Source organism: Cupriavidus sp. OV096 (assembly GCF_900115455.1).
In the GTDB taxonomy this organism is placed as follows: domain Bacteria; phylum Pseudomonadota; class Gammaproteobacteria; order Burkholderiales; family Burkholderiaceae; genus Cupriavidus.
Window position 1 is genome coordinate 1 of the sequence record NZ_FOWM01000017.1, and the last position, 20,286, is coordinate 20,286.

Annotated in this window: 18 protein-coding genes; 7 read left to right on the forward strand and 11 right to left on the reverse strand. The window is 68.1% G+C overall.

All coding sequences use genetic code 11. The features are described 5' to 3' along the window. Positions 1 to 212: 212 nt before the first annotated feature. Complete coding sequence (locus tag BM115_RS25235; protein ID WP_255370980.1) at positions 213 to 1,298, forward strand: flavodoxin family protein; 1,086 nt, start codon at positions 213 to 215, stop codon at positions 1,296 to 1,298. A 19-nt stretch (positions 1,299 to 1,317) separates the two neighbouring features. Here BM115_RS25235 and BM115_RS25240 read toward each other — a convergent pair whose 3' ends face one another. Next, positions 1,318 to 3,264, reverse strand: a complete 1,947-nt coding sequence (locus BM115_RS25240) for a PAS domain-containing hybrid sensor histidine kinase/response regulator (RefSeq protein WP_092301313.1) — start codon at positions 3,262 to 3,264, stop codon at positions 1,318 to 1,320. Between the two features lie 243 nt (positions 3,265 to 3,507). On the opposite strand from BM115_RS25240, the gene BM115_RS25245 reads away from it, so the two are divergent. Next, positions 3,508 to 4,647 carry an aromatic ring-hydroxylating oxygenase subunit alpha gene (locus BM115_RS25245; RefSeq protein ID WP_092301070.1) on the forward strand — a complete coding sequence of 380 codons (1,140 nt, stop codon included), beginning with the start codon at positions 3,508 to 3,510 and terminating at the stop codon, positions 4,645 to 4,647. Between the two features lie 25 nt (positions 4,648 to 4,672). On the opposite strand, the gene BM115_RS25250 is transcribed toward BM115_RS25245, so the two are convergent. Next, positions 4,673 to 5,752 carry an alkene reductase gene (locus tag BM115_RS25250; protein ID WP_092301073.1) on the reverse strand — a complete coding sequence of 360 codons (1,080 nt, stop codon included), beginning with the start codon at positions 5,750 to 5,752 and terminating at the stop codon, positions 4,673 to 4,675. A gap of 130 nt (positions 5,753 to 5,882) precedes the next feature. On the opposite strand from BM115_RS25250, the gene BM115_RS25255 reads away from it, so the two are divergent. Both BM115_RS25255 and BM115_RS25260 read left to right on the forward strand, forming a co-directional pair. Further along, positions 5,883 to 7,490 carry a phospholipase D family protein gene (locus tag BM115_RS25255; protein ID WP_255370981.1) on the forward strand — a complete coding sequence of 536 codons (1,608 nt, stop codon included), beginning with the start codon at positions 5,883 to 5,885 and terminating at the stop codon, positions 7,488 to 7,490. 62 nt (positions 7,491 to 7,552) lie between these two features. Continuing rightward, complete coding sequence (locus BM115_RS25260) at positions 7,553 to 7,888, forward strand: helix-turn-helix transcriptional regulator (protein ID WP_177220013.1); 336 nt, start codon at positions 7,553 to 7,555, stop codon at positions 7,886 to 7,888. Positions 7,889 to 8,025: 137 nt separating this feature from the next. Here the strand turns inward: BM115_RS25260 and BM115_RS25265 are convergent, their stop codons facing one another. The 9 genes from BM115_RS25265 to BM115_RS25305 form a co-directional block, all read right to left on the reverse strand. After that, positions 8,026 to 9,093 carry a 2-aminoethylphosphonate aminotransferase gene (locus BM115_RS25265; RefSeq protein WP_092301078.1) on the reverse strand — a complete coding sequence of 356 codons (1,068 nt, stop codon included), beginning with the start codon at positions 9,091 to 9,093 and terminating at the stop codon, positions 8,026 to 8,028. Then, on the reverse strand, positions 9,080 to 10,285 hold the full coding sequence (gene aepY / locus BM115_RS25270) for a phosphonopyruvate decarboxylase (RefSeq protein WP_092301081.1): 1,206 nt from the start codon (positions 10,283 to 10,285) through the stop codon (positions 9,080 to 9,082). The genes BM115_RS25265 and aepY overlap by 14 nt, the downstream gene beginning before the upstream one ends. Beyond that, positions 10,282 to 11,979, reverse strand: coding sequence for a phosphoenolpyruvate mutase (gene aepX, locus BM115_RS25275; protein ID WP_092301084.1), 1,698 nt, complete (start codon positions 11,977 to 11,979; stop codon positions 10,282 to 10,284). The genes aepY and aepX overlap by 4 nt, the downstream gene beginning before the upstream one ends. Next, positions 11,976 to 12,761 (reverse strand): phosphocholine cytidylyltransferase family protein, encoded by a 786-nt coding sequence (locus BM115_RS25280; RefSeq protein WP_092301087.1) that lies wholly within the window; start codon positions 12,759 to 12,761, stop codon positions 11,976 to 11,978. Before BM115_RS25280 ends, aepX begins: the two co-directional genes overlap by 4 nt. Positions 12,762 to 12,785: 24 nt before the next feature. Then, positions 12,786 to 13,787, reverse strand: coding sequence for a flippase-like domain-containing protein (locus tag BM115_RS25285; RefSeq protein WP_092301090.1), 1,002 nt, complete (start codon positions 13,785 to 13,787; stop codon positions 12,786 to 12,788). Continuing rightward, positions 13,784 to 14,611 (reverse strand): HalD/BesD family halogenase, encoded by an 828-nt coding sequence (locus tag BM115_RS25290; protein ID WP_092301095.1) that lies wholly within the window; start codon positions 14,609 to 14,611, stop codon positions 13,784 to 13,786. Before BM115_RS25290 ends, BM115_RS25285 begins: the two co-directional genes overlap by 4 nt. A gap of 7 nt (positions 14,612 to 14,618) precedes the next feature. Beyond that, the gene (locus tag BM115_RS25295; protein WP_092301098.1) at positions 14,619 to 15,293 is read right to left on the reverse strand and encodes a CDP-alcohol phosphatidyltransferase family protein; all 675 of its coding nucleotides are present in this window, start codon (positions 15,291 to 15,293) and stop codon (positions 14,619 to 14,621) included. Between the two features lie 205 nt (positions 15,294 to 15,498). Further along, on the reverse strand, positions 15,499 to 16,761 hold the full coding sequence (locus BM115_RS25300; RefSeq protein ID WP_092301101.1) for a cytochrome-c peroxidase: 1,263 nt from the start codon (positions 16,759 to 16,761) through the stop codon (positions 15,499 to 15,501). 64 nt (positions 16,762 to 16,825) lie between these two features. Then, entirely contained in the window at positions 16,826 to 18,130 is a 1,305-nt protein-coding gene (locus BM115_RS25305; RefSeq protein WP_092301104.1) for an alkaline phosphatase family protein, read from the reverse strand. Between the two features lie 151 nt (positions 18,131 to 18,281). Here BM115_RS25305 and BM115_RS25310 point away from each other — a divergent pair, with 151 nt between their 5' ends. From BM115_RS25310 to BM115_RS25320, 3 genes are read left to right on the forward strand one after another with little or no spacing between them, the layout of a single operon-like run. Then, positions 18,282 to 18,905 (forward strand): TetR/AcrR family transcriptional regulator, encoded by a 624-nt coding sequence (locus tag BM115_RS25310; RefSeq protein WP_092301320.1) that lies wholly within the window; start codon positions 18,282 to 18,284, stop codon positions 18,903 to 18,905. A gap of 54 nt (positions 18,906 to 18,959) precedes the next feature. Next, positions 18,960 to 19,316 (forward strand): ArsR/SmtB family transcription factor, encoded by a 357-nt coding sequence (locus tag BM115_RS25315; RefSeq protein ID WP_092301107.1) that lies wholly within the window; start codon positions 18,960 to 18,962, stop codon positions 19,314 to 19,316. Then, positions 19,300 to 20,265 carry an SRPBCC family protein gene (locus tag BM115_RS25320; protein ID WP_092301110.1) on the forward strand — a complete coding sequence of 322 codons (966 nt, stop codon included), beginning with the start codon at positions 19,300 to 19,302 and terminating at the stop codon, positions 20,263 to 20,265. The genes BM115_RS25315 and BM115_RS25320 overlap by 17 nt, the downstream gene beginning before the upstream one ends. The last annotated feature ends 21 nt before the right edge of the window (positions 20,266 to 20,286 follow it).

Genomic DNA, 20,286 nt, shown 5'->3' on the forward strand with positions numbered 1-20,286 from the left:
CAGGCTTTGATGGGCCCCTGGTTTTCTCCCCTCTCCCTCCGGGAGAGGGGCGGGGGAGAGGGACGGCGTATCCACGGGCGACGCCGCGCGCAAAACCTGCATCGTTCTCCATGCATCCCCTTGTAAGACTTGCCAAGCCGCCCCACTGGCGGGCGCTGCGGGGTGGCGCCTATCTTGCAGAGACCTATGCGTCACCACAGAGGGGGAACGCCATGGACAAAGACGCCGCCCACGACGTGCGCAAGGGGCAGGTCACCGAAAAAATGCCGCGCGAGGCGTTTCGCGAGCGCTTCCGGGCGCGCTTCTACGACCCGGCGTTCCGCGCCGAAGAGGCCGCGATCGACCGGCTCGAAGCCATCGCCTGGGCCGCCTACGCCGACAGCCGCAAGGCGCCGCTGACCGCCAAGGCCGGCCCGGGCGCGGCGGACCCCGGCTACGACGTCTCCGTGGAATGGCTCGCCGCCCGGGACGCCATCGCGGCAGCGCAGCAACGGCAGTCAGACCCCGCCACGCCGCCCCGCGTGCTGCTGGTGGTGGCTGCCGCGCGCAACGACTTCACCTGCCCGGGGGAGATGTCGAAGTCATGGCGGCTCGCCGAACTGGCCCGGGCGCGGCTCGAACACGACGGCATGACCGTCGATGTGCTCGACCTCAGCGTGCTGACCTCGGACCCGGACCGCCAGATCCACCCCTGCAAGGGCTGTGTCTCCACCGCCATGCCGCTATGCCACTGGCCGTGCAGCTGCTATCCGAACCACGCGCTCGGGCAGGTCAACGACTGGATGAACGACCTCTACCCGCGCTGGGCCGCCGCGCACGGCGTGATGATCATCACGCCGGTGTACTGGTATCAGGTGACCAGCCCGCTCAAGCTGATGATGGACCGGCTGGTCTGCGCCGATGGCGGTAACCCGGACCCGAGTAGCACACACGGCAAGACCGTGCCCGAGGCCAAGGCACTGGAACTGAAGGGCTGGGACTACCCGAAGCACCTCGCGGGCCGGGTCTACGGCCTCGCGGTGCATGGCGACGTGGCCGGCATCGAAGGCGTGCGGCGCGCGCTGTCTGACTGGCTCGACTGGATGGGGCTGGTCGATGCGGGGCAGAAGGCCCGGCTCGACCGTTTCATCGGCTATTACAAGCCCTACGCGACGTCGCACCGTGAACTCGATGTCGATGGGGACGTGCAGCGCGAGGTGGAAACCGTGGCCGGGGCCGTGGCCAGCGCGGTGCGGCTGCGCCGGTCCGGCGGCCTCCCGCAGGCGGACGAGGGTCTGCCGGCGCCGCGCGTGAAGTAGGGGGATGAGGCCGGCGATGCTAGCCGGCGTCGATGGCCTGGAGCAGCGCTTCCAGCTCCACCGGCTTGACCAGATGCCGGTGGAAGCCGGCCTCCTGGGTCTGCTGGCGGTCCGAGGCCTGCCCGAAGCCGGTCATCGCGATATAGCGCGTGTTGGCCAGCGCGGGCATCTGGCGCAGCGCGTGGACCACCGCGAAGCCGTCCATGCCCGGCATGGCCAGGTCTACCAGCGCCACGTCCGGGCGCACGCGCGCCGCCGCGTGCACGGCTTCCATGCCATCGTAGGCAATCGTCACGGCGTGGCCGGACATCTCGAGCAGGATTGCCATGCTGTCGGCGGCGTCGCGGTTGTCATCCACCAGCAGCACGCGCAGCGGCCGGGGCGTGCCGGCGGCGGCATCGGCGTTCTCGCCGGCCGGATTGAACGCCGCGGCCAGCGGAAGCTGCACCGTGAAGGTGGCGCCCAGCCCGGGCCCCTCGCTCGTGGCCGAGACCGAGCCGCCGTGCATCTCCACCAGCGAGCGGCACAGGGACAGGCCGATGCCCAGCCCGCCCTGCGCGGTGCTGCCGGGGCGGTCTTCCTGCACGAACAGGTTGAAGATCGTGTCGAGCGACTCGCGCGCGATGCCCCGGCCATGGTCGATGATCTGGATCACCAGCGTGCGGTGGCGCACCATCGACGTAATCGAGATCGACGCGCCCGGTGGCGAGAACTTGGAGGCATTGAGCAGCAGGTTCTGGATCACCTGCACCAGCCGCGTGCGGTCCGCGAACAGCGGGATGTCCTCGGTGGCGGCGGTTACGCCCACCGGCTGGGACTTGGCGGCCAGCGTCGGCTCGGCGGCCTCGATGCCGAGCGCGATGATCTCGCGCGCCTGCATCGGCTCCCGCCGCAGCTCGATCTTGCCGGCGGCGATGCGGCCCACGTCGAGCAGATCGTCCACCAGCCGGGTGAGGTGGGTCATCTGCCGGTCGATCAGGCTCAGGCTCTTTTCGGTGACGGCGGGCTCCTGCGGGCGCAGCCGCATCACGGTCAGTGCGTTGCGGATCGGCGCGAGCGGGTTGCGCAACTCGTGCGAGAGCGTGGCCAGGAACTCGTTCATGCGGCGCTCCGATTGTTCAAGTTCGACCAGCCGCTTGCGCTCGCTCATGTCGCGCGTGACCTTGGCGAAGCCGCGCAGGTTCTGGCGCTCGTCATAGACCGCCGTGATGGTCACGTTGGCCCAGAACAGCGAGCCATCCTTGCGCACGCGCCAGCCCTCGTCCTCCACGCGGCCCGTGGCGCGGGCGATGGCCAGCTCGCGGCCGGGCTTGTCCGCCGCCAGGTCCTCGGCGGGATAGAAGACCGAGAAGTGCTTGCCGACGATCTCGTCGCGGCGGTAGCCCTTGATATAGGAGGCGCCGGCGTTCCAGCTCATCACCCGGCCGTGCGGGTCGAGCATGAAGATGGCGTAGTCCTTGACGCTCTCCACCAGCATCCGGAAGGTTTCCTCGCTCTGGCGCAGGGCCTCGGCGGCGAGGCGCTGCTCGGTCATGTCGCGCGTGACCTTGCCGAAGCCGAGCAGGTGGCCCTTGGGGTCGCGCAGCGCCGTGATGACCACGTTGGCCCAGAAGCGGGTGCCGTCCTTGCGCACGCGCCAGCCTTCGTCCTCGAAGCGGCCGATGCGCGCGGCGGTCTCCAGCTCCATGCCCGGCCAGTTACGCGCGCGCGCCTCGTCGGTATAGAAGCGGGAGAAATGCTGGCCGACGATCTCGTCGCGCGCATAGCCCTTGATCCGTTGCGCGCCGGTGTTCCAGCTGGTGACGTGGCCCTCGGCGTCCAGCGTGAAGATGGCGTAGTCCGTGACGGCCTCCACCAGCGTGCGCAGGCGTTCGCTATCCACATCGTTGGGCGAGGCGGCTGGCGAGGGCCCCGAAGGCTGCGAAGGCGGCGGGGGCGGGGAGGGTGGGGATGCGGGGCGCGGCATCGTGTTGGCTGGCTTCAGATCCTCCAAGGATACATAGATTTCGACCATTTCTGGCCCGGTGGCTACCCGCAGGCAGGAGATTCCCACCCATCGGGCAGGCCGGGGCTGTCGCCGCTCCGCAACACGTGGCGCGGGGCGTGCCGGGGTGGGGTAACGTCGGAGAAATGCCGACATACCGGGGGGGCGCAATGGGGTAGACTCGATCGCTTCCCTGCCAGTCCTGGCTCCACGGAGACGCCACGCATGTATGCCGAGTCCGCGCTTGACCGCCGAACCATCGATTCAGCCGTGCAGGCGGAGCCGCCGCCAGCCGCCATGGCGGCGCCGCAGCCACTGGCCGGTGATGTCGGCGTGCGGGACCTGCGGCGCGTGCCGATCCACCCCGACTACTGGTATCCGCTAGCCTGGTCCAAGGAAGTGAAGCGCGGCAAGGCGCACGGCGTGCGCTTCGCGGGCGACCCGATCGTGCTGGTGCGCACCGAGAGCGGCAACGTGTTCGCGCTCGAAGACCGCTGCGCCCATCGACAGGTGCCGCTGCACGCGGGCGTGGTCGATGGCGAATCGATCCGCTGCTGCTACCACGGCTGGACCTACGACTGCACTGGCCGCTGCATCGACGTGCCCTACCTCGGCAAGGAACGCCTGCCCAACGGCGTGCGCGCCTACCCCTGCAAGGAAGTGGCTGGCCTGATCTTCGTCTTCCCCGGGGACCCCGCCCTGGCGGACAGCAAGCCGCTGCCGGCCTTCGCCTCCGTGGCGGACAAGCAGTACAAGACCCGCCGCCTGGGCCGCGCGGTGAAGTGCCACTACTCGTTCATGCATGAAAACCTGATGGACATGAACCATCAGTTCCTGCATCGGCGCCAGATGGGCATGATGCGCGCGCGCTCGGTCGGGCGCAGGCGCGGTGAGGGCTTCGTCGAGGTCGATTACACCTTCACCCGCGAGGGCGGCAAGCAGCCCGTGGGCGAGGCGCTGGTGTTCAGCAAGGACGGCGGGGAGAACAGCAAGGATGTGATGACGGTACGTACCGTCTATCCCTATCAGACACTGCAGATTCGCTCGGGCAGCGGGACGCTGGTGATGGACCTGTGGATTGCCTACGTGCCGCTGGACGCGGCGCAGCGCACCAACCGGACCTTCGGCATGCTGTCGATTCGTCGCCCGGGGCTGCCGTTCGCGCTGGACCTGGCGTGGCCGCTGCTGGTCTGGTTCACCGAACGGATCTTCAAGGAAGACCGCGAGATCGTGGAGATGGAACAGGCCGCCCACGACAAGCAGGGCGCGGACTGGAACCACGAGGTGTTCCCGGTCATCCGCGACCTGCGCGACCTGCTGCGCGAGTGCGGCGGCCGGACGGTGATTCCGATCCAGAAGATCTGAACCCCGTCCCAGCCGCCCTACGCCATTACGACGCCGACGCGGTTTCCAGCGTCGGGTAGTCCGTATACCCGCGCGTCTCGACGCCGCCCGTGCCGTACATCGTGGCCGGGTCGACCGCGTTCAGGTCGGCGCCCAGCCGCAGCCGTTCCACCAGATCCGGATTGGCGATGTACGCGCGGCCGAACGCCACGGCGTCGGCATCGCCCGTCGCCAGCACAGCCGTCGCGGCGGCCTGGTCGAAGCCATCGTTGGCGATGATCGCGCCACCGAATTCGCGCTTCAGCAGCGGCAGCAGGGCGCCTTCGCCCGGCGTCTCACGCACGAACAGGAAGCCCAGGCCGCGCTGGCCCAGCGCCCGCGCCACATGGCCGAAGGTCTCGGCCGGCTGGCTTTCGGCCATCGAATGACTGGGCGAACGCGGCGCCAGATGCACCCCCACGCGCTTGGCGTCCCACACGGCCGTCACGGCATCCGCCACTTCCAGCAGGATGCGCGCGCGGTTCTCGATCGATCCGCCGTATTCATCCGTCCGCACATTGCTGCCGTCCTGCAGGAACTGGTCGAGCAGGTAGCCGTTGGCGGCGTGGATGGTCACGCCATCGAAACCGGCCGCCTTGGCGTTGGCGGCGGCGCGGCCGAAGTCGGCCACCACGGTGCGGATCTCGTCACGCGTGAGTTCACGCGGCACTACGAAGGGACGCTGCGGACGCAGCAGGCTCACATTGCCCCCGGCCGCGATCGGGCTCGGCGCCACAGGCTCGCGGCCATTGAGCAGGCTCGGGTCGGAAATCCGGCCAACGTGCCACAGCTGGGCCACGATGCGGCCGCCGGCGGCGTGTACGGCATCCGTCACTTGTTTCCAGCCTGCTACCTGCTCGCCGGACCACAGGCCCGGCACGTTCGGGTAGCCCACGCCGTCTTCGGAGATGGGCACGCCCTCGGAAATCAGCAGGCCGGCGGAGGCGCGCTGGGCGTAGTACTCGGCCATGACCGCGTTGGGGACATGCACGGGCTCGGCGGCGCGCAGCCGGGTCAGCGGCGCCATGACGATGCGGTTCGGCAGCGCCAGGTCACCAATTTGCAGGGGATCGAACAGGGTGGGCATAAGCATATCCGTCACGGTTATAAAGCTTGCAAACTGCAAGTAACGCAAGCTTAGCAGCGCGCGGTAAGATCGCAAACGTCGATTTCGACCCACTCAATTGTTGCGGGTGGAACAATCCAGGAGCGGTCCGATGCGCGTTGCAAACTGGCTGATGGCGGCAGGAGTGATCGTGATGTCGATGCTGGGGGCGGGCTGCGCCAACCTGCCGCCGCATCCGGCCCAGCCACCGACACAGGCCCTGGCCTTGGCCGATTCCGCCGATACCGCCGATACCGCCGATACCGCACTCGGCCGGGCACTGGCGCCGCGCCTGGCGCAGCATCCCGGCGAATCGGTGTTCTATCCGCTCACCGCCGGCGCCGATGCCTTCGCCGTGCGCCTCGCGCTGGCCCGCACCGCCCAGCGCAGCCTGGACCTCCAGTACTACATCTTCGATGCCGACGACACCGGCCTGACCCTGCTCGCCGAGGTTATGGCTGCCGCCGACCGTGGCGTGCGCGTGCGGCTGCTGCTGGATGACCTCCACACGGATGGCCAGGACCAGGCGCTGGCCGCGCTGGACGCCCATCCCAACGTCGAAGTGCGCCTGTTTAATCCGTTTGCCAACCGGGGCGTGCGGATGTTCGAGTTCGCTACTGATTTCCGCCGCGTGGACCGGCGCATGCACAACAAGTCGATGACGGCGGACAACCAGCTCACCGTGGTGGGCGGCCGCAATATCGGCGATGCCTACTTCGCGGCCAAGTCCGATGTCGATTTCAGCGATCTGGACCTGCTGGCGGCCGGCCCGGTGGTGCCGCAGGTCTCGGCCGTGTTCGACGATTACTGGAATGCCGAGGCCACCTATCCGCTCGCCACCCTGGCGAAGCCCCAGTCGGACGCCGAGACCGTGGCCTTCCAGCAGCGCGTGCGCCAGTACCTGGACGACCGCAAGGTCAAGCTGCGCGCCACGCCGTACGGCAAGACCGTGCTGGAGTCCGGCGTGATCCGCGCCATCCAGCAGGAGGCGCTGCCGGCCTACTGGGGCCGCGCCACGGTCATCGCCGACCGCGCCGCCAAGGTCACGCTGCCGCCCGAGGACGATTCGACCCACGCGATTCCGGCGCTCACCAAGGTGCTGGGCAGCGCGCAGCACGACCTCACGCTGGTCTCCCCGTACTTCGTGCCCGGCGATGCCGGCATGGCGTGGCTGACCGGGCTGCAACAGCGCGGCGTGCAGGTCCACATCCTCACGAATTCGTTCGGCGCCACCGATGTCTCGGCGGTGCACGCCGGCTACGCCCCGCGCCGCGAGGCGCTGCTCCGGGCTGGCGTGTTGCTCTATGAACTCAAGCCCAGCGCCTACGCGGAAATGGCGAAGGAGAAAAAGGGGCACGGCATGGGCGGCAGCAGCCGGGCCAGCCTGCACGCCAAGACCTATATGGTCGACCGGCGCCTGCTGTTCATCGGCTCCCTCAACCTGGACCCGCGCTCGGCGCGGCTCAACACCGAGATGGGCATCGTCGTGGACAGCGCGCCGCTGTGCGACATGCTTGGCAAGCGGCTCGACGATGCCTTGCTCGACGCCGCCTACCAGGTCGTGCTGCTGCCCGACCCCCAGACCGGCAACCTCCAACTGGCCTGGATCACCCGGGAGGACGGCGTGCTGCGCACCTACACCAGCGAGCCGGACATGAGCACCTGGAACCGTATCGGCCAAGGCTTCATGCGCCTGCTGCCGGTGGAGTCGGAGTTGTGATGACAGAGGCACATGCGTGTCTGTGCTTGCTATAACAAGCAGTAACGCCAATAATGCTTGTTATGACACGCCCGATCGCCTCGCCACTGCCCCCTGAAGTCGGATTGCGCCTCGCCGCGCTCGGCTCCCGTATCCGGGACGCCCGGCAGCATCGCAAGCTGCGCCAGGTCGATCTGGCGCAGCGCGCCGGCCTGTCCCGCTCGACCATCGAGGCCATCGAGCGCGGCAGCCCCGACACCGCCATCGGCGCCTTCGCCCGCGCCCTCTGGGTCATGGGCCTCGACCGCGAACTGGACGTCGTGGCCGACGCCGCGTTCGACCAGGAAGGCGCCGCACTCGAATACCAGCCCGGCGAGCGCCGCGTGCGCATTCGAAGGGCACTCGACAATGACTTCTGAGGCAGGGCCGCTGGAAACAGGGTTTGATGGACGAGGGAATCGGCGAGCAGGAAGCCGACGACTGGGCCGTCTGCTTTACCCCGCTGCCGGATTCCCTATGATCGATTAGCCGACCGACTAGCCGACCGACTAGCCGACTAACGCTGCGTCAGCGCCTTGAAGCCGTCCACCAGCCGGTCGATGTCGGCCGGGGTGATCGCGCCCATGGTGGAGATGCGGAACAGTTGCGCGGACAGGCCGCCCTGGCCGGCGTAGATCACGAAGCCGCGCGCCTTCAGGCCGTCGTGAAGTTGCTCGTACGTCACGCCTTGCGGCAGTTTGTACGCGCGCAGCACCACGGACGACTGGGTGGCGGGCCACAGCGGTTCGATGCCGAGTGCCGCCAGCCCTGCGCGGGCCTGTTCGGCCAGTGCGGCGTAGCGCTGATGCCGTGCCTGCCAACCGCCTTCTTCCTCGTGCTCGCGCAGCGCTTCCACCAGCGCGTAGTACGCGTGCACGGACGGCGTGAACGGCGTGTTGCGCTGGTCCTGGAGCTTGGCCAGACGGCCGATGTCCAGGTAGTAGGTGCGGCTGGCCGCCTGCGCCAGCGCGCTGCGCCGGGCGATGACGAAGGCCGCGCCGGGCACGCCGTGCAGGCACTTGTTGGCCGTGGCGGACACGGCGTCGATGCTGCCGCCGAAATCGATGGCCTCCGCGCCGAAGCTGCTCACCGCATCCACCAGCAGGCGCACGCCGTGTTCCTGGCAGAGCCGGTCCACGGCGGCGATGTCGTTGAGCCGCCCGGTGGTGGTCTCGTGATGGATCACCGCCACGTGCGTGATCGCCTTGTCAGCCTTGAGGGCGGCGGCGATACGGTCGAGGTCGGGCGCGTCCATCCAGTCGTGCTTCACCAGCGTGTGCGCGATGCGGTACTGCGTGGCGATCTGCGCGATGCGCTCGCCATAGACGCCGTTCTGCACGATCAGCAGCTTGCCCTGCTCGGGGACGAGGCCGGCGATCATGCTTTCCAGCGCGGCGGTGCCCGAGCCCGTCATCAGCACGGTGGACCATGCGGCGGCGTCGAGCGCGTAGATCTTCAGCAGCCGCGCGCGGGCTTCGTCCTGAAGGTCGAAGAACTCGCTTTCGCGGTGGCACAGGTCGGTTTGCAGCAGGCTCTGGCGCACACGCTCGGAGAGCGTGACGGGGCCCGGGTTAAGCAGCAGCATGGTCGGTGCCTTGGCTTGTGCCTTGATCGGCGCCGATCTGGCGGCCGAGGCGGGTCTTGACTTCCACCGGCGTCACGGTCGGGCGCGGCAGGCCGTCCGGCGTGCCGGCGCGGGTTTGCAGGCAGACGAAGGTCGGGCCGGCCTTGGCCGTGGCGGCGCCTTGCAGGACCTGGTCGAGCAGGTCGAGGTGATCGCCCTCGGCTGCCGACGCGTAGCCGCATGCAGCCGCCACCGAGGCGAACGACACGTTGTGCGACACCGTCGACTGGCCGCCCGTGGAGTCGTGCGCGTTGTTGTCCAGCAGCACATGCGTGAGGTTGGCCGGGCCGTAGGCGCCCAGCGTGGCGAACACGCCCATGCGCATCAGCGCGGCGCCGTCGCCATCGATGGCCACCACGCGCAGGTCCGGGCGCGCCAGCGCGAGGCCGAGCGCGAACGGCGTGAGGCAGCCCATCGAGCCGACCATATAGAGCTGGTTCGGCCGATCATCGAGCGCATAAAGCTCACGACCGCAAAAGCCGGTGGAGGCCAGCACCACGGTGCCGTCGACCGGCGTATGGGCGATCACGCGGGCCAGTGCGTCGCGGCGGCTCGGCAGTTCGGCGGCCGGCACGTTGCGGCGCGACACCTGCGGCGTGGCCTTGGGCCGTGCCTGCGGCGGCGTCTGGGCCGTCAGCGGATAGGGCGCCACGCTGCCTTTCTGCATGACCAGCGCGTAGGGCCGGCCGGTGGCGTCCATATGGGCCACGGCGCGGTCCAGCGCGGGGCCGACATCGGCTGGCTCGGTCGGGAACAGCTCCCATGGAATTTCCATGGTTTCCAGCATGGCCGGCGTGACCGGGCCCATCAGCGCGTGCTGGGGCTCGTCATGCACGCCGGGCTGGCCGCGCCACGTCACGATCAGCAACTGCGGCAGGCGGAACGTCCACGTCAGCGAGGTCAGCGGGCTGACGGCATTGCCGAGGCCCGAGTTCTGCATCATCGTCACGCCGCGCACGCCGTTTTGCGCGCCTTGCGTCACGCCGGCGATAAAGGCCACGGCATCGCCCTCATTGGCCGCCGACACGTAATGCAGCGAGTTGTCCTGCACCACGTAGTTGATGAACGGCGTCAGGTACGAGCAGGGCACGCCTGCATACCATTGGAAGCCGCGCGCGCGCGCGGCTTCCACGAACTGGACCGCCTCGATCATCGGGCCGCCTCGCCGTCGGCGTTGCCGAGTGCGTAGGGCGTCTGCGTATGGGCGAAGTCACCGGCACGGCGGAAATCGTCCAGATCGTTCACACCGCGCCAGTGGCCGTGCACGTACTTGACCTCGACCTTCTCGCCGGCTTCGACCAGCGCGTTGAGCAGGTCGGGCAGGTCGAGCTGGTCGAAGTCAGGCCGCTCGCGCAGCTTGGCCAGCAGCGCCTGCAGCTTGGCGCGGCCTTCGCCACGCACGCTGAACAGGCCGATCCAGCGGCCATTGGGCTGGGCTTCGCCGGCGGCGGGCAGGGTGTCCGAGACCTTCTTCAGGGTGATGGTCTGGCCGAACAGGTCGCGGTCGTCGCCGCCCGAGCACCAGGCGAAGTCGCGCACGCTCTGGTTCGACGGTGCGGTCTGCGAGGAATCCACCACCACGCTGAACGGGGCGTCGGATTCGAGCAGGTCGCGCAGGATGTAGCTGCGGAACAGCAGGTCGCCGTAGGCGATCACGGTGTCGGTCTGCATGGCATCGGCCGCGCAGGCCAGCGAGGCCAGTTCGCCGGTCTGGGCGTGGCGCTCGTTGACCGCCAGCTTGATGCCGGCCGTGTCGATGGCCTGCGCCTGGTAGCCGCCCACCACGGTGATGTCGTTGATGCCTTGCTTCTTGAAGCCATCGACCAGCCAGCGCAGCAGCGGCTTGCCGGCCACCGGCAGCATGATCTTGGGCTTGTCTTCGGTCAGCGCCTCCAGGCCCTTGCCACGGCCCGCCGCCAGCACCACGGCGGCGCCCGGCACCTGCGCGCCGGACAGGTAGATCTTCTCGGCGGCCGAGTACTCGTCGGCGTCCTGCAGGCGGAAGATCTCGTTGACGGAGGCAATGCGGTCTTCCACGTTCACCAGCGTTTCGCTGTCGTGGATTTCGCGGGCCACGGCCTGCATTGACGAGGCCGCCACGCGCACCAGGTGGTTGGCCCAGATCACGAGGCTGATGCCCGCCTTGCGGAAGGCCTCGGTCGGCGTGCTGTAGTACTTCGTCGGCACGATGACCAGCGGACCCCGGCCCGCCCATTCGCGCGCGAAGGTCAGGATCTCGTCCGGCTTGGACAGCTTGCTGTGGATCAGGATGGCGTCGGCGCCGGCCTGACGGTAGGCCTCGGCGCGGCGCAGGGCCTCTTCCATGCCCCAGCCGGCGATCAGGGCTTCCACGCGGGCGACGATCGAGAAATTGTCGTCGGTCTGCGAGTCCTTGCCGGCCTTGATCTTGCCGCAGAATTCGTCGATTTCCGCCAGCGGCTGGCGCTCGCCGTCGATGAAGCTGTTGGTCTTCGGGAACTGCTTGTCCTCGATGCAGACGCCGGCAATGCCGCGCTGCTCGAGCTTGCGCACCAGACGGCGCACATTGTTGAAGTTGCCGTAGCCGGTGTCGCCGTCGAGCAGGATCGGCAGGTCGCTGGCATCGGCCATGAACTCGAGGTTGTCCACCACCTGAGTCCAGCTGGCCTCGTTGTTGTCACGCACGCCGAACTGGGCCGAAATGGCCAGCCCGGAGGCCCAGATGCCCTTGAAGCCGGCCTCGCGCACGATGCGCGCGGACAGCCCGTTGTGGGCTTCCATGATGAATTCGAGCTGGTTGGACACCAGCATCTGGCGCAGACGGGCGGCGCGGGAGGTGGCGAGCAGGTTCGGGTCGATGGCGTTCATTGTGCGAATCCCACGATGGGCAGAAGTTGGGGCAGGACTTCATTGGCGGCGCGTTCGACGTCGCCGGGGAAATCGATCTCGATCCACGGCGCGCCGGTTACGTCGGCCGTGTCGAACTGGTGGCTACGCTGGGCCAGCGACTCGAGCAGCAGGTCGCGGACGGCTTCCTCGTGCGGCATGTTGGCGCGGCCCGAATCGACGTAACCCTTGACGATCTCGGCCAGCCGGCGTGCCGTGTGTTCCTGGAATCGGAAAAATCCTACGGATTCGCCGATGGTGTCGTACTGGAGGTCGGCCATCAGCTGCTTGCGCAGCTCTACCGGCACGCCGTCGCGCAGGCAGAGCTTGACGGGCTCGTCGCCGGCCTCGAAATCGCGGTCGATCAGCAGGCGGTTGACCGTCTCGCCGGCCACCAGTGCGTTGAGAATGCGCTCATCGTAGAGCACGTCGGCGTCCATCAGCAGGACGTCGCCGCCGCGCGCGAGGGCGTCCGCCACGGTGTGCACGGTCAGCACGCTGCCGAGGTCGAAGCGCGGGTTCAGCACGATTTCCACGGGCGGGTGACCGGCCGGGCGCTCGATCTGGGCCAGTTCGGCCTGCACTTGAGTGGGCTCGAAGCCCAGCGCCAGCACGACTTCCGTGACGCCGGCCGCGTCGAGCATGCGCAGGTGGCGCTCGAGCAGGGTGATACCGTCAAAGCGCAGCAGGCACTTCGGAAACTGCTTGCCCGGCTGTTGCTGAAGCCGCAGGCCCAGGCCCGCGGCGAGAATGATTGCTCGCATTATTGTCTTTTCACCTTGCTTGAGTTATTCGGAGCCCTGCCACGCGGCCTGCCGGGTGCGCCGGCGCTGGTATCGACGCTCGCTGTGATGCAGGTAGAGCAGCCCCGGAATGCCGAGCACGAGTTCGCGCACGCGCTTGGCCAGCGACATCGCCAGCGCGGCATCGGGCGGCAGGCCCACCAGCGGCGCCAGCAGCAGATAGCCGCCTTCCTGCGCGCCGAGCGAGCCGGGAATGGCGAACGCCGCGCCACGAATCGCCTGACCCACGCTCTCCAGCAGCAACGCCTCGTGCCAGCTCACCGGATGGCCCAGGAAGTAAAGAATCAGCCAGACCTCGCCGGTGCCAACGATCCAGCCTGCCAGATTCAGCATGAAGCTGGCGGCTACCTTGCGGCGGTCGCGGTAGAGGGCGCGGATGGCCTCGTCCACGGCATCGGCGCGCAACGCCAGATCATCCCAGTTGCGCTTGCCGAACACGCGCGCGGCCACGCGCATCACCCGGCCGAACATGCCGCGCCGCTGGAGGATGCAGAAGGCCAGCACGCACAGGGCGAGGACCACCGTCACGGCGATGATCGGCGTGCGCTGGTCGGAGAGGTTGCCTTGCGCACCGAACAGCAGAATGCCGAGCAGTGCGAACAGCATTTGGGAGAGCGCCTGCGTGGTCGTGCTGACGGTGATGGCCGCGGCGGCGTCGCGCATGCGGGCGCCATGATGGGCGAGGTAGCGCACCATCAGCACCGGGCCGCCGATCTGGCCAGCCGGCAGCAGGCTGTTGACCGACTCGCCGGCCCAGCGCGCACGCAGCGCGGTGCAGAACGAGCCATGGTGCGCGGTGCGGTCCACCAGCACGGCGATGGCGGCGGCGTCCAGCGCCAGCGGTACCACGTGGAACGCGGCGACCACGGCCAGGCCCCAGCCGGCCGACATCAGCGTGGTCGTGACCGCGCCAAAGCCCTGCCACGCCAACAGCGCGACAAACAGCGCCGCGCCAATCGTCAGCAGAATAAATGCGGCACGCGTCACTTGCCAGACTTCCCGCCTGATAGCAGGCGCTTGAAGACCTGCCGGAAGCCGAAATAGGCCACCGCGTCTTTCATATTGGAGATAAAGCGCAGCCACGGCCGCATGCCCGGATCGGTCACGTATTCGAAGGTCAGCGACACGCGGATCTCGTTCGGGCCGGCCGGGGTGATGCGGTGGCGCAGCTTGTCGCCATCGAACAGCACGATGCCGCCCGGCGGAATCTGCACCGCGCCCGGTTCGTCGGGCACCTCGGGGTTGCGGGTGTGGAGTTCGTATTCGAGCCGGCACGAGGACTCGTCCAGCACGCCGATCAGCAGCGTGTAGCGCCGGCCGTCGTAATAGGAGGTGTCGTAGTGCCAGCCGATATGGTCGCCCGGGCGCGTGTAGTAATAGAGCGCGTAGGCGTGCGGGTCGGTGGGCGGGCAGACCTGGAGCTTGTCGCCGGTGACCTGTTCAAGCCAATGAATCAGCGCGGGCGATCGATAGAGTTCGGCAATGAAGGGCGCCTGCTCGTCGATGGTGTGCCGGCTGACGCTGCCACCCTGCTTGTGGCCGGGCAGGTAGTTGCGGTTCAGCCCCGGCTGGAGCGCGCGGGCCAGCGCCTCCAGCTCGGCGCACTGCTCGGGCGGCAGGAATGTGTCGAGGTAGAGGAACGCGCCCTGGCGGTCGAAGTCGGCGCGCAGCGCGGGCGTGTCCAGCCCGGCCGCCGCGCGTGCCACGGCGGCATCCGGGTGGCCCGCATGACGCGGAGGCGGCGCGGGAGCGTCGATGACTGGATCGAGCGGGGAATCGAGCGCGATGTCGCGGGTAGCCTGTTCCGTCATGGCTGCCTCAATGTTTCGTTGGGGTGCCGACCGCCTGGGGGCGCCGCATGACGCGCCAGTAGTCGATGATCACAAGCAGGGCAAACAGCGGCGCGCCAACCGAGGCCAGCGCCAGGAACGGTCCGATGCTGCTGGTCAGCGTGACCAGCGGCAACAGGTACAGCACGTCCTCGGTCTCGAACCCGGCGGCGGAAGCCTGCTTGGTGCCACTCTTGCCAACCCGCGATTCTATACGCATGCGCAGGAAGAAGATCAGGGCCACCGCCAGCCCGGCCACGGTGCCGCGGCCCACGGGGCCGATCGCCTCGGTGGTCGCGGGCGCGGTCGCGCCAATCGCCATGCCCATGCTGACGAACAACAACACGGTAATCAGGGCGTCGCTGGCCAGATCGTAGAAATGCCCGATCTTGCTGCCTTTGCCGCTGATTCGCGCCAGTTCGCCATCGGTGTGATCGATGAAGTTGGACAGCACGACCAGCAGGGCGCCGTAGTTGGTCCACGCGTAACCCCCCTGCGCCAGACAGGCAACGCCGGCCAGCCCGATAAGCAGGCGCAGCGTGGTCAGGTGGTTCGGGGTGACTCGGGTATTCCGGAGGGGCCGCACAAGGCGGCGGGCAAGGCGGGCATCCCAGGTGGGCGGCATGGGCGGCTCATCCGGGAAATTCGGGGATTTCTGGTTCATCCGTCAACAATCTGGAACGCGTCCCGGCGCGGAGGGGCCGGGCGATGCGCAACACTACGCCGGTGGCGCGGGAATGACAAGCGCACCAGAATACGCCTTTTTGCGGGACGGCGCACTGAGGACGGGCCCGCCGGGCGCTGGGGGCAGCACCTGCAATGTGGCGCTGGCGCCGCCCCGGGGCGGACGATGGCGGGCGAAAAGCGGGCTAGGGCCGGAAGCCGTCGTCGAGGGTGCGCAGGAACGCCACCACGTCGCGGATCTCTCGGTCGTCCAGCGCCGGGCGGGCACCGGGCTTGCGGTCCATCGGCGGGTCGAAGTCGTCGATATTCTGGCGCAGCGCGGGCGGCAGGTCGTCATAGGCCACGGTGCGGCCACGCGCATCGCGCCCATACCATTTGGCCGGTTTCAGGTCGCGCTCGACATAGAAGCGCACCACGTCTTCCAGATTGTGGAAGCGTCCGTTGTGGAACCACGCGCCGCGCTGCGCCGTGTTGCGCAGCGTGGGGGTCTTGAACATGCCGCAGTAGCCCTGCTGGGCGGCCTGGTCGGTGCGCTTCGGGCCGCACAGGCCGAGGTCGTAATACTGCGGATTGGCGTTGGCGGCGATCTCCGGGTTGCGCGGCACGCCGAGCGCGGCGAACTGGTAATCGGTCAGCAGCGGATGGGAGCCGTCGGCGCCCTTGTCGATGCGATGGCAGGCCGCGCAGTTGCCTTTCGCCGGGGCCGAGAACAGCCGCAAACCGCGTGTCTCGGCGGCACTGAGGGTGGTTTCGCCATCGAGGAAGGCGTCGAATTTGCTGTTGTAGCGATGGAAGCTGGGGTCGTCGAGCTGGAAGCGCTCGAGGGCCTGGGTGGCGGCATCGAAGGCGCGCTGGGGATCGTCGAACACATTGGCGCCGAAGGCGGCGCGGAAGGCGTCGCCATAGGCAGCACGTCGTAGTTTGGCTACGACGGCTTCGCGGTCCGGGTTCGCCATCTCGTCCGGATCCAGCAGCGGGCCGCCGGCCTGCTCGCGCAGGCTGTTGAAGCGGCCATCCCACATCAGGCCACCCGTGGGCGGGCTATCGGTCTCGGTCAGGCGCTCGCTGAGGCTGGCGACCTGCACCTTGTGCCAGATCGGCGTGCGATTGAGGGTGTACGCCAGAGAGGGCGTGGCGCGCTTGCCCTGGCGGGTGAGGTCCGGGCCGCCAAGCTGCACGGCCAGCGCATTGGGCGGGCCGTAGCCGTGGGCGGGATCGTGGCAACTCGCGCACGATTGCCGGCCCGAGGCAGACAGCGTGGGGTCGAAGAAAATCGCCTTGCCGAGGCTGGCCAGCGTGGCGGCGTCGGGCTTGGCGGGGGCGGGGGCTGACGCGGCGGCGGCCGGGGTGGCAACATCACGCGGCTGGCAGGCAGCCAGCAGGCTCACACACATAGCCAGCCACAGCAGGGCGCCCAGGCGGCGCGGCAATCCGGTATCGAGGGTCATGGCAACGGCAAGCCGCCGGGCGCTTGCGCAACCCGGCGGCAGTCAGTGGTCGATCAGATGACGATCAAAGGTTGGTGAAGATATCGGTGCCGAAGCTCACCAGCCCGTCCTGCGCCGCGTACCCAAGGTAGCCGCCCACCTGGAAGATGTCTTCCAGGCTCTTGAGCATCGAGTAATGGTTGTACGGCGTGGTGGACACCGTGCCCGGCTTGATGAACGGCGAGAGCAGCACGGCGCCGGTGCGGTCGCCGCCATGGCTCTGGGTGACCAGGTTGATGTCGTACGGATAGTGCGACACCGAGGCCGGGAAGCTCTGCGTGATCGGGAACGTGACGTTCGGGCCGGGTTGCTGGTTGCAGCAGGTCTGGCCGGAGAAGATCATGTTCAGCGTCGGCGGCGTGGTGGTAGTGTCGATGGCCTGCGACGAGTACGAGCTTTCATCGAAATTGATGATGATCAGGCCGTCCTGCTGGTAGGCCGGCGAAGCCATGATGATCGGCACCCACTTCTGCAGGAAGGCATCGGCCGAGACCAGGCCGCCCGGCGCGCCGTCCACGCACGGCGAGTCGTGGCCGTCGTTGCAGAGGTTGGGCGTGATGAACGTGAAGTTCGGCGTGGTGGCCACGGTCTTCAGGTCGTCGGTCAGCTTGTTCAGGTTGACCACGCTGGTCGCGCAGTCCGGCGAGTCGGTGATCGAGTGGAAGTAGGCGAACGGGTTGTGGCGCGTGGCGTACTGGTCCGCCGGCACGCCGCCGGCCGTGGCGGCCTGGGGCGACTGGGTGGCGTCCGTGGCGTTCAGCGCCGGGTGGCCGCACGTGGCGGATTCGCGGGCCGGGTCGTTGCCCATGTCCTCCATATAGCCCTTCCAGGTCAGGTTCACGGCCTTGAGCTGGTCAGGCAGCGTCTTGATCGAGGCCGGATAGACGCAGCCCGTGCCGATGGCCTGGCCGTGGTCGGCCATGCCGGTCAGCGCGAAGTCTTTGTAGACCATGCAGTCCATCTGGGTGTCGGCGGTGACCGACTGGCCGCTGATCATGGCGATGTAGTTGCCCAGGCTGACGTGGCTGGTGCCGAAGTACTGCTGGAGGTGCGCGCCCTGGGCAACCAGGGTCTTGGAGAGGTAGGGCGCCTTCGAGTCCGCCGCGAAGGTGGTGGCGTAGTTCTGGTTCTCGAGCGTGATCACGAACACGTGGCGCACCGACTGAATGGTCCTCGGCACGACCGGGGCCGGGACTTCGGCGGCAGGCGGCGTGGTGGTGGTGCTCTTGTTGTCGTCGGAACCGCAGGCGGAGATAGCCAACGCGGCCAGCGCGGCGCAGGCGGCGGCGGGCAAGGCGGCCAGCCAGCCGGCTCGGGGGAGCTTGATCATTCGGAATTTCCTTGTTGTCGTGGGTGCGCGCGCGGCCGGACCATGGGCTCTCTTGCCGCGCGCGGGCCAGATATAAACAAACTTGTATGTTTGTTTTGTGACAGTTGAGGAATCAATGGCGACGCAGGGCGATGTGGCTACAATCGCGGCCATGCCGACCCAAGCCGAGCGCAGCGCGTCCACCAGACAGGCGCTGATCGATGCCGCCACCCAGTTGTTGATCGAACAGGGCTATGCCGCCTTTGGGGAGGCGCGCGTCTGCGAAATGGCTGGCATCAGCCGCGGCTCGCTGCGGCATCAGTTCCCGGAAGGGCGCTACACGCTGCTGCCGGCGATGGTCGAGCAGCTGATCGATACCGAGGCCGCGCGCCTGGCCGCGCTCGGGCCGATGCCATCCCGCGTGCGCCTGCACCTGATGCTCCATGCGCTGGTGAACCGCCGCCAGCGCCACACCTCGCTGGCCATCCTGGAAGTCTGGATGGCCGCGCGTGGCGATACCCGGCTGGCCGAGGCCATCGGCCCGCTGCTGGCCACCGTGCCGGCGCGGCTGTTCGGGCAGGGCCCGAACGACCCGTCGCAGCCGGAGTTGCTCGCGCTCCGGCTGTTCCTCCACGGCGCGACCCTCCACAGCTTTTCCGCCGACTACGACGCCGACAAGGTCGCCGATGCCGTGCAGTGGCTGATCGGCCAGCTCACGCCGCCCCCCGAACTGCCCGCCGTGCTGGCGCGCATCGCCGCGCTACAGGCGCAGCAAGCTTCTCGCCAACCCGCCTGAAGATTTATTGCTAAAGTCCTTGCTTAACTATTTGCCGTCGCTATACTAAAGCACATGCTTAACCAATCCGATCCTCTCGATATGACGTTCCAGGCGCTGGCCGACACCACGCGCCGGACCCTGCTGGTGCAACTGTCACGCGGCCCCGCGTCCGTGACCGACCTTGCCCGGCCGCTGGCGATGTCCTTGCCGGCCGTCATGCAACACCTGGCCGTGCTGGAACAGGCCGGGCTGGTGCAGTCGCAGAAGGTCGGGCGGGTACGCACGTGCCGGATGGCGCCGAACGCGCTGAGTCAGGCCGAGCAGTGGATCAGCGCCCGGCGGGCCGAGTGGGAAGGCCACTTCGACCGCCTGGGCGAATACCTGGAAACCATGAAGAAGGAGGCAACCCCCGATGGCGACGGCAACTGAAGATACGGCAACCCAATTGGCGCAACCGCGCCCACTGACGGTCTCGCGCGCGTTCAACGCACCCAAGGAACTCGTGTTCCAGGCGTGGACGTCCGCCGAGCACGTCAAGCACTGGTTCTGCCCGCGAGGGTTCACGATTCCCGAGGCCGAGGTCGAGCCCCGCGTGGGCGGCAAGTTCGACTACTGCATGCGCGCGCCGGATGGGCAATCGCACTGGGTGCGCGGCCATTTTGTCGAAATCCTGCCGAACGCGCGGCTGGTGATCGACATGACCGTGGTCGACGGCGACGGCGCCGCACTGTTCAACGCCCTGACCACGGTGTCGTTCGAGAACGTCTGCGGCGGCACGCAGCTCGATGTCGAGCAGCGCTACACGCTGCTGGACCCGGTCGCCGGCAATTTCACGCGCGGCGCCGCGCAGGGCTGGGCCGAGACGCTGGACCGCCTGGAGGTGGAAGTGGCCCGTATGGCCGATGCGCCGCCCGCCGAGCGCTCGGTGGTGCACGGCATCTTCCGCATCGAGCGCACCTTCAAGGCCACGCCGGCGCAGGTGTTCCGGGCGCTGACCGACCCGAAGGCCAAGGCGCAATGGTTCCGGGGTGGCGATGGCTATCAGGAACTGGCGCGGACCATGGATGCCCGCCCCGGTGGCCGCGAGCACCTGAAGGGCGGCTGGGCCAACGGGCTGGTCTCGACCTTCGATGCCATTTATTACGATGTGGTGCCCGGCGAGCGTCTGGTCTACGCCTACGAGATGCATATGGGCGAGCGCAAGATTTCCGTCTCGCTGGCCACCTTCGAGATGAAGCCGGTCGACGATGGCACGCGGCTCGTCATGACGGAGCAGGGCGCTTTTCTCGATGGCTATGACGATGCGGGTTCGCGGGAGCATGGCTCAGGGCTGCTGCTCGACGCGCTGGCGCAGTATCTGGCGGGGGCGGTTGTGTGAAGGGGTTTTCTCTCGCACGCT

What these genes read in the sequence shown, in the direction of transcription:
- BM115_RS25290 (WP_092301095.1), bottom strand. Translation starts at nt 14,611, where the DNA reads ATGACGGAACAGGCTACCCGCGACATCGCGCTCGATTCCCCGCTCGAT.
- aepX (WP_092301084.1), bottom strand. Translation starts at nt 11,979, where the DNA reads ATGAACGCCATCGACCCGAACCTGCTCGCCACCTCCCGCGCCGCCCGT.
- BM115_RS25300 (WP_092301101.1), bottom strand. Translation starts at nt 16,761, where the DNA reads ATGACCCTCGATACCGGATTGCCGCGCCGCCTGGGCGCCCTGCTGTGG.
- BM115_RS25240 (WP_092301313.1), bottom strand. Translation starts at nt 3,264, where the DNA reads ATGCCGCGCCCCGCATCCCCACCCTCCCCGCCCCCGCCGCCTTCGCAG.
- BM115_RS25245 (WP_092301070.1), top strand. Translation starts at nt 3,508, where the DNA reads ATGTATGCCGAGTCCGCGCTTGACCGCCGAACCATCGATTCAGCCGTG.
- aepY (WP_092301081.1), bottom strand. Translation starts at nt 10,285, where the DNA reads ATGATCGAGGCGGTCCAGTTCGTGGAAGCCGCGCGCGCGCGCGGCTTC.
- BM115_RS25320 (WP_092301110.1), top strand. Translation starts at nt 19,300, where the DNA reads ATGGCGACGGCAACTGAAGATACGGCAACCCAATTGGCGCAACCGCGC.
- BM115_RS25265 (WP_092301078.1), bottom strand. Translation starts at nt 9,093, where the DNA reads ATGCTGCTGCTTAACCCGGGCCCCGTCACGCTCTCCGAGCGTGTGCGC.
- BM115_RS25235 (WP_255370980.1), top strand. Translation starts at nt 213, where the DNA reads ATGGACAAAGACGCCGCCCACGACGTGCGCAAGGGGCAGGTCACCGAA.
- BM115_RS25310 (WP_092301320.1), top strand. Translation starts at nt 18,282, where the DNA reads ATGCCGACCCAAGCCGAGCGCAGCGCGTCCACCAGACAGGCGCTGATC.
- BM115_RS25315 (WP_092301107.1), top strand. Translation starts at nt 18,960, where the DNA reads ATGCTTAACCAATCCGATCCTCTCGATATGACGTTCCAGGCGCTGGCC.
- BM115_RS25255 (WP_255370981.1), top strand. Translation starts at nt 5,883, where the DNA reads ATGCGCGTTGCAAACTGGCTGATGGCGGCAGGAGTGATCGTGATGTCG.
- BM115_RS25250 (WP_092301073.1), bottom strand. Translation starts at nt 5,752, where the DNA reads ATGCCCACCCTGTTCGATCCCCTGCAAATTGGTGACCTGGCGCTGCCG.
- BM115_RS25305 (WP_092301104.1), bottom strand. Translation starts at nt 18,130, where the DNA reads ATGATCAAGCTCCCCCGAGCCGGCTGGCTGGCCGCCTTGCCCGCCGCC.
- BM115_RS25260 (WP_177220013.1), top strand. Translation starts at nt 7,553, where the DNA reads ATGACACGCCCGATCGCCTCGCCACTGCCCCCTGAAGTCGGATTGCGC.
- BM115_RS25280 (WP_092301087.1), bottom strand. Translation starts at nt 12,761, where the DNA reads ATGCGAGCAATCATTCTCGCCGCGGGCCTGGGCCTGCGGCTTCAGCAA.
- BM115_RS25295 (WP_092301098.1), bottom strand. Translation starts at nt 15,293, where the DNA reads ATGAACCAGAAATCCCCGAATTTCCCGGATGAGCCGCCCATGCCGCCC.